General features: G+C 59.1%; 6 protein-coding genes. 3 read left to right on the plus strand and 3 right to left on the minus strand.

Annotated features, from left to right (window positions below; all coding sequences use genetic code 11):
* Positions 1 to 88: 88 nt before the first annotated feature.
* The 3 genes from AC0L30_RS18140 to AC0L30_RS18150 form a co-directional block, all read right to left on the minus strand.
* Positions 89 to 877: an ABC transporter ATP-binding protein gene (locus AC0L30_RS18140; RefSeq protein ID WP_473404870.1), complete on the minus strand. Its 789-nt coding sequence runs from the start codon at positions 875 to 877 to the stop codon at positions 89 to 91.
* A complete protein-coding gene (locus AC0L30_RS18145; RefSeq protein WP_473404885.1) occupies positions 871 to 1,809 on the minus strand; it encodes an ABC transporter permease in 939 nt (312 codons plus the stop codon). The genes AC0L30_RS18140 and AC0L30_RS18145 overlap by 7 nt, the downstream gene beginning before the upstream one ends.
* A gap of 101 nt (positions 1,810 to 1,910) precedes the next feature.
* Positions 1,911 to 2,948, minus strand: a complete 1,038-nt coding sequence (locus AC0L30_RS18150; RefSeq protein ID WP_473404886.1) for an ABC transporter substrate-binding protein — start codon at positions 2,946 to 2,948, stop codon at positions 1,911 to 1,913.
* A 585-nt stretch (positions 2,949 to 3,533) separates the two neighbouring features.
* Here AC0L30_RS18150 and AC0L30_RS18155 point away from each other — a divergent pair.
* From AC0L30_RS18155 to AC0L30_RS18165, 3 genes are all read left to right on the plus strand, one after another.
* Positions 3,534 to 3,863 (plus strand): hypothetical protein, encoded by a 330-nt coding sequence (locus AC0L30_RS18155; protein ID WP_473404871.1) that lies wholly within the window; start codon positions 3,534 to 3,536, stop codon positions 3,861 to 3,863.
* Between the two features lie 200 nt (positions 3,864 to 4,063).
* Positions 4,064 to 5,860: an NAD(P)/FAD-dependent oxidoreductase gene (locus AC0L30_RS18160; RefSeq protein ID WP_473404872.1), complete on the plus strand. Its 1,797-nt coding sequence runs from the start codon at positions 4,064 to 4,066 to the stop codon at positions 5,858 to 5,860.
* A 735-nt stretch (positions 5,861 to 6,595) separates the two neighbouring features.
* Positions 6,596 to 7,803: hypothetical protein (locus tag AC0L30_RS18165; protein WP_473404873.1), on the plus strand; the 1,208-nt coding region annotated here is incomplete at its 3' end.

Below are 7,803 nucleotides of genomic sequence, written 5' to 3' on the forward strand. Positions count from 1 at the left end.
CAATCGCATTGCGATCGCGGCGAGCACGCCGTGCGGCTGCTCTATGATGCGTATATGAAGATCCGTCACGGCGAGCTCCTTTTGACGGCTACCATGCCTCATCGAGGCCGAGATACGCGAACACCTCGCGACGAAGCTCAACGAAATGCGGATCGCCCCGATGGCGGGGATAGGGCTGGCTGTTAACGACCTCGGCCTTGATCCGTGCAGGTCGGTCGCTCAGCACGATGACGCGGCCGGCGAGCAGGAGCGCCTCCTCGACATCGTGCGTGACGAGCAGCGCCGTGAAGCTTGAGCGCTGCCAAAGTGATACAAGTTCCGCCTGCATCGTGATGCGAGTCAGCGAGTCGAGCTGGCCCAAAGGTTCATCGAGAATGAGCAGCTTCGGGTCGTTGACAAGCGCACGCGCCAGAGCCGCGCGTTGCGCCATGCCGCCGGAAAGCTGGTGCGGATAGGCGTTGGCGAAGCCCGTGAGCCCCACCAGGCGCAACGCGTCTTCAATACGTCCGCGATGGGTGCGCAGCAACCCGCGTGCTTCCAGACCAAGCGCAACGTTGCTCCACACCGTGCGCCATGGATAAAGCGTGGGGTCTTGAAAAACGACGACGCGCGATGGGTCGGGTGCTTCGATCTCTCTTCCCTCCGTTAGCAGGGAGCCAGCTGTCGGAGTATCGAGTCCCGCAACCAGCCGCAGCAAGGTCGATTTTCCGCACCCACTTGGCCCCAGGAGAGCGACGAACTCGCCACGGCCCACCTGCAGGTTGATGCGGTCCAATACCGGCAGGGGCTGCCCTTCGAAATTGAAGCGATGGCTCACTTCGCGGAGCGTTAGTGTCGATCCACGGACCGCGTGATCGCTTGCGATCGCCGCTACCATCGCACCAGACCTTTCTGCCAGGATAGCAGGCGGTCACGCAAGCGGAACAGCAGCGTGATCAGCCCAGAGCACAAGAGCGCCATGAGCAGCAGCGCCGCGTACATATTGGCATAGGCCGCCCAACCCTGCGCCCATTGCAGATACCAGCCGAGCCCCGCCTTCACGCCCAGCATTTCTGCCACGACAAGAACCGCAAACGAGTTGCCGAGTCCCATGAACAGGCCAACAAAGACATGCGGCAATGCCGCCGGAATGGCAACCTTGAATACGAGGAAGCGCTGGGTTGCGCCCAAGGTCCGCGCAATATCGTAATAGGCGCTCTTCACGCAGGCGACGCCCGACCAGGTGAGTACGGTGACCGGAAACCCAGTGGCGAGCGCAATCAGGAAAATGCTGGCGCTGAAGCTCGACGGGAAAACGAAAAATGCGAGTGGCAGCCAAGCTGTCGCGGGCAGTGGCCCGATGAACCGCAAAACTGGGTGAATCCAATACCCGGCGAGCCGTGACCAGCCAATCGCCACGCCGGTCGCGAAACCCACCGTTGCACCGAGAAAATAACCGGTCGCGAGCAGACGAGCTGAGGCGAAGATACCTTCAGCCAGGCGCCCCCAGTCGTCGATTGCGACTTCGAGGATGGCCTGCGGCGGCGGAAAGAAAGGTAACGGCAGCAATCCGAGCTTTGCTGTGACGGTCTCCCAGGCGCCAAAAAACAGCGCCAGCGCAAACAGCCACGGAGAAAGCCGCTGGAGACGCTGAAAAGCAGCAAATCGAACGCCGGCAAAGGCCTCCAAGGCAAGGGCAACGGCCAATGCGCCGCAGGCAATGGCGAAGCTGCCCGTGTAGGCCCAATCACTTTCGAGCTTGTCCGGCCAGAATGCAGTGAGCACGGCGACAATCGACCATGCGGCGGCCGCAGACAGTCCGCCGATCAAAGACCGAGGGGTTGAACTCTCAAAAGAGCCGAACCCCGATTTCTCTGAAGGCCTCGGCACTTCATCGATGACCGAGCTCACTGCGGATCTTCCCAATTGGCTCAGCTTAGAACGTCAAGATAAATCCGCTCGGCGAATTTGGCCGGGTCAGTGCTTCGCTTCATGACGTTCACTGCCTTGAGTTCATCGGTGTAGAGTAGAAGTTGTTTCTTGAGCGTCGCCCCGACCGGATGATTGTGGTGAGTATGGCTGCGATACATGGTGGCGAGATCCTCTACGGATCCTCTCCCGCCATAGCCCGAATAGATTGCCGCGGCATCGGCGGGATCGCTGGCAACCAGATCTGCCCCCTCCAGTATCGATCGGGTCAGAGCCGCCGCCACCGGCATTTCGCTTCGGGTGAGGCTGCCACGTATCGCGAGAACGCAGCAGGTGCGGTCGGCGAATTCACCCGTCAAGTTCGTCGCGATCTCGTTGAGTTTGCCTTCCTTGAGCCAGAGGTAGGGCAGCGGATCTATCTCGGCTAGCGCCTGCACTTCGCCCTTGTCGACGGCAAGAGCGAGCAGATTGGCCGGGTACTGGCGCCACTCTACCTCTTGGGCCGGGTCGATACCCTTTTTGGCGAGGTAGATCAAAAAGAAGTTCTTCGCTGGGCTCGCCTGATCGCTAATCCCGATCGCCTTGCTGCGCAGGGACTCCAGGCTGTCAATATTCGCTGCCTTGGAGCCGAGGAGCCGGATGCAGCCGCCGTGCACACCCGCAGTGATCCGAACGTCGAAACCCTGCTCCAGAGGTTTGAGCCAGCGCAGGGCCAATCCCAAACCGGCATCCGCCTTGCCAGTTGCAATCGCCTCCAACAACTGGTCGGTTGAACCGCCGAAATTGACGAATTCGACATCGAGGTTGTGCTTGGCAAAGATACCCCGCTCCTTTGCGACTGCCGCAGCGACCGTGCACGCCGCGTTCGCGTTCCAAGCGAGTTTGAGTTGGCGGGGTGGGCCCTGCAGCTCTTCACCATTCGCAGCGGTGCGGCAAATAAAAGGCGCGCCGGGAATATAAGACAGCGATCCAGTCCCGGATGCCGTCAGCGCACGAGCCGCTCCGAACATCCCTGGCGCCGCGACGCCAAGAGTGCCCATTAAGGTGAGCACCGTGCGGCGGGAGAACGCGCTTCGCTTCGCCTCGGGAAGACTTGTCCTTGAGTTGTTGCCAATTTCGCGCTTTTCCATGATGTCGCTCCCAAACTCGCGTGTGAGTGGAACAAATCTATTGGAACGGATGCACTTCGCGGGGCTCTACCTCACCTCTCCGTGGGCATCATCCGAGCCCACCTGCTACACAGGTGTGAAGGCGTTCACATTAACCCAAAAAATTGCGAGGAGATAGCGGTGCGGCGATTAAGGCTCTTGTCAATCGTGTTGACCTACTCACTCGCGATTTGGTCGCGCTACGCCAGTAGACGATCAATATTTCGGGTCGAGCGCACGCTCCAGCATGGAGCTTCCGTTGCGCGAATTGAACGACGCCTACATCAAAATCATGCAGGATAAGGCTGAACCTCCCAGCGCGAAGTCCAGCATGCTATGAAATAGCTGGCTGGTCGCAGCAGAACCGAAGCTACTGGTTAGGCTTTGCGCATTTGCCCCATCGGCTTCCCGCTCTGCTTCCTTGATCCCGGGAATGCCATCAACGTTGTGCCGGGGACAGCCTTACAAGGAGGCCGCATGATTACCGCCGTTGTACGATATAAGCTGCCGCCGCAGATCGACTGCGCCGCGTGTCGTGAGCACTTTCACAAGATCGCACCCAACTTCCGCGAGGTGACGGGGCTAATCAGCAAGCACTTCATCTGGTCTGAAAGCGGCTGGGCCGGCGGCGTGTACCAATGGGAGCGCATCGAGGACGCCAAGGCATTCTACACCGGGCCGTGGCTCGAGGGCATAACCAAACGCTACGGCATGAAGCCGCAGATCGATTTTTGCGAGGTCTTTGCGGTGACAGACAACACGTGCGGCAAGGTTGAGCTGTTCAAGGAGACCGTTGCCTCCAAATGACCCGGAGTGTCATTCGGCCTGCAATAAATCTCAGACCGATTGACAGACTTAGTGCGCCGATCGGCGCAGGGCGCGGCAACGTGCCGGTCTTCGATTAGAAGTGCTGTGAAAAAGTTGATCCGCGTAAGTCTGGCTTCGGTCGATAGTTCGGATAAGCTTGCGACAATTGCAGAAAATCAAAAACTCCTTGGGAGGAAATGATGCTCGACACCACGCTTGACGCGCGCATCCAGGCCTTTCTCGACAAATTCGAAGCGGCGCTTGTGGCTGGCGACCTGGACGCCGCTGTAGCGATGTTTGCACCCGAGTGCTACTGGCGCGACCTCGTTGCCTTCACTTGGAACATCAAGACCATGGAAGGTCGCGATCAGATTCGCGAGATGCTCAGCTCTTGCTTTGCGCACGCAAAGCCACGCAATTGGAAAATAGCCGAGGGGGAAAACGCTTCTGAAGCCGACGGAGTGACCGAATGCTGGATCTCGTTCGAGACCGAGGTCGCCCGCGGCTACGGTCTAATCCGTCTCCAGAACGGCCAGATCTGGACGCTTTTGACGACGATGGTCGAACTGAAGGGTTACGAGGAGAAGGTGGGCTTCACCCGGCCGCTTGGCGCCCGCCACGGCGTCAATCCAGGCGCCAAAACCTGGAAAGAATTGCGGGACGAGGAGACCGAGCAGCTCGGCCTTAAGGCGCAGCCGTACGTGCTCATCATTGGCGGCGGCCAGGGCGGCGTCGCACTCGGCGCACGGTTGCGCCAGCTCGGCGTGCCCACCATCATCGTCGAGCGGAACGCCCGTTCCGGCGACTCCTGGCGCAACCGCTACAAGTCGCTCTGCCTGCATGACCCGGTCTGGTACGATCATTTGCCTTACATCGACTTTCCGAAGAACTGGCCGGTGTTTTCGCCCAAGGACAAGATCGGCGACTGGCTGGAGATGTACACCAAGGTCATGGAGCTGAACTACTGGACCGGCACCACAGCCAAACACGCTGCCTGGGACGACGCCAAAAAGGAATGGACGGTCGTCGTCGAGCGCGATGGCAAGGAGATTACGCTCAAGCCGAAGCAGCTGGTTTTTGCGACCGGCATGTCCGCCAAGCCGAACATGCCGCAATTCAAGGGCATGGATAATTTCAAGGGTGAACAGCACCATTCCTCGCGCCACCCAGGTCCCGATCGCTACAAGGGCAAGAAGGTGGTCGTGGTCGGCTCGAATAATTCCGCGCATGACATCTGCGCGGCGCTGTACGAGGCCGGCGTCGAGGTGACCATGGTGCAGCGCTCAACGACCCATATCGTGCGCTCGGATTCGCTAATGGCATCCATCGCCGATCTCTATTCAGAGCGCGCCGTCCGCGGTGGCATGACGACAGCCAAGGCCGATCTGATCTTCGCCTCGCTGCCATACAAGATCCTGCATCAGTTGCAGAAGCCGGTTTATGACAAGATCCGCCAGGATGACGCCGATTTTTATGCAGGGTTGACGAGAGCCGGTTTCCGGCTCGACTTCGGCGACGACGATTCCGGTTTGTTCATGAAGTATCTGCGTCGTGGCTCGGGCTATTACATCGACGTTGGCGCCTCGCAGCTCATCATCGACGGAAAGGTCAAGCTGGTCGCAGGCCAGGTCGAGGAAATCACGCCCAATGGCATCAAACTCGACAACGGAAGGGAGCTGCCTGCCGATGTGATCGTCTATGCCACCGGCTATACTTCGATGAACGGCTTTGTCGCCGACCTGATCAGCCGAGAAATGGCCGACAAGGTCGGCAAGGTCTGGGGACTAGGCTCGAATACCACCAAGGATCCTGGCCCTTGGGAAGGCGAGCAACGCAACATGTGGAAGCCGACAAAGCAGGAAGGGCTATGGTTCCACGGTGGCAATCTGCATCAGTCGCGTCACTACTCGCAGTTCCTGTCCCTACAGTTGAAAGCTCGCTATGAGGGCATCCCGACCCCGATCTACGGCCTGCAGGCCGTCCATCACAAGGCATAAGGGCTCTGTAGCATACCGTTATGTTCGCGGTTTGGCGTGGCCCTTGCTCTACATGGGTCTGGCAAGCTCGTGCGCACTCCGCATCGAAGATCCTCTGGTCGGCGGTGTCGCCTCAACCCGTTGAGCCTATGGGGCGGTCTATGGCCGACTTCTTCCATAACAACTGATCGACGAATCTGCGATTTCGCGCCCCACCTGCCGATCCTAGCGGCTTCAGGTTCAGGGTTCGCTATTTCGTGTGGCGTGCAGGAGTGCAGGGGATTGATCGCTGAGCTAGATCGCGAGCCCTGCCGCCAATTCGGGCGAATTCGTCAAGTGATCGCTTTCGCTTCGGCCGCGGCTTGGCCCGCGTTCTTACTCGGATGCGATTGCTCCTTCACTCGGCCCCATGACCAGCGCCCGCTCGAAAAGTGCTCGCCGGCCCGCGCCCCACCCGCATGATTTTCGAAGCGCGATTACAAGCGAAAAGGCTGCGATTTAAATGACTTATTATGCCCGCTGCCAAAGAGGAGTTATTCGCCTAAGGTTCGACAGAATCGTCGAAACTTAAAAACATCTTCCAATTATTCGGAATGCGACGTATGGTTAATTTTCGGTTAAATGTTGTGATCGCGACTTAAAAAAAATTGTTAATAATTCCTCGGCCCCTTAGAGCCTACACGCGCGACTCTCAACCCAGGTCTGGAACGTGCATCGGCGGTCGCAGCTTTGCGTCCGCAAGGGGAGATGGCTGTCATGACCACGTACACCCTCACGACTGGCACGGACACTTTCGTCGGCACGAGCGCGGACGACACGGTGAATGCGAGTGCGACGACGCTGAACCCAGCCGACAGCCTGGATGGCGGAGCGGGGCACGACGTGCTGACGCTGTTCGGATCCGGTACGTTCGATCTGTCGGCGCTTACGCAGTTCACCCGGCTTGAGGAAGTCGATGTCACCAACATCGTGGGCGGCCCGTCCAATCTGACGCTGCGCAACGGCACTGACCTGACGGTCAATGTCGACAACGAGGCGGGCGGTGGTGGCACGATCAATCTTGCGGACGGCACCGTGACGCTGAACCTTGGCACCAGCGCAAATTATATCGTCAACGGTTCCGCCGGGACCATGACAATCAATGGTGTCTCCGCCCGTGGATTCATCTCCGGCGGCGATGCGACCATCAATTTGACGAGCAACGCTTTGTTCACTGTCTCGGGGGGCACAGTAGCAATCAATAGCGCAGGTGGATCCATCGTCGCGAACGGCGGGAGCACCACCTTCACCTCGACCGGAGACTCCAACTCCCTGCAACTCGGTGCCGGCGCAATCACGGCAGACCTAGGTACGGCGTCCTTCAACCAGATCATTATTATCAACCCGGATTCCATCAATTACGCTGACGTCATCACTGGCGGTGTGGGTGGCAGCAACGTATTGGACGTGGCCGGCGCTGGAGGAACGCTCGATCTCACCAAGTTGAACCTCGCCGAGAGTTGGCAACTGCAACTCGGCTTCTCTCATAGCAACTCCATCAATCAGACGATAAAGGTCGATCAGGCCAGCCTGGCGCATATCAGTGCGATCAGTACCGGCGCTGGCAACGGCGACATCATCACCACGCAGGAGACGACGCTCGACCTGACACAAATCCCGATCAGCATAGGCAACCAGATCACCTTCACCACCACCAGCGCCACTGGTACCACCTTCTCAGTTGCTGATGTCACCACCGGCTTGCATGTGACTGGCGGTTCCGGCGACGATACACTCGTGCTGCAGGGGGCCTCCTTCACCACGGGCCAGCGCGCCGCCATCTTTGCCCAGGGCGTCGAACATATTCAGGATACCAGCGGGACGTACGACGCGCCGACTGGCGTAACTACCCTCACGACTGGCACGGACACTTTCGTCGGCACGAGCGCGGACGACACGGTGAATGCGAGTGCGACGACGCTGAA

It is taken from the genome of Bradyrhizobium sp. MI1.11 (assembly GCF_055811255.1).

Excerpts from the sequence above, each read along its gene's own strand:
- AC0L30_RS18150 (WP_473404886.1), bottom strand. The coding sequence starts at position 2,948 with ATGGGCACTCTTGGCGTCGCGGCGCCAGGGATGTTCGGAGCGGCTCGT.
- AC0L30_RS18155 (WP_473404871.1), top strand. The coding sequence starts at position 3,534 with ATGATTACCGCCGTTGTACGATATAAGCTGCCGCCGCAGATCGACTGC.
- AC0L30_RS18160 (WP_473404872.1), top strand. The coding sequence starts at position 4,064 with ATGCTCGACACCACGCTTGACGCGCGCATCCAGGCCTTTCTCGACAAA.
- AC0L30_RS18140 (WP_473404870.1), bottom strand. The coding sequence starts at position 877 with ATGGTAGCGGCGATCGCAAGCGATCACGCGGTCCGTGGATCGACACTA.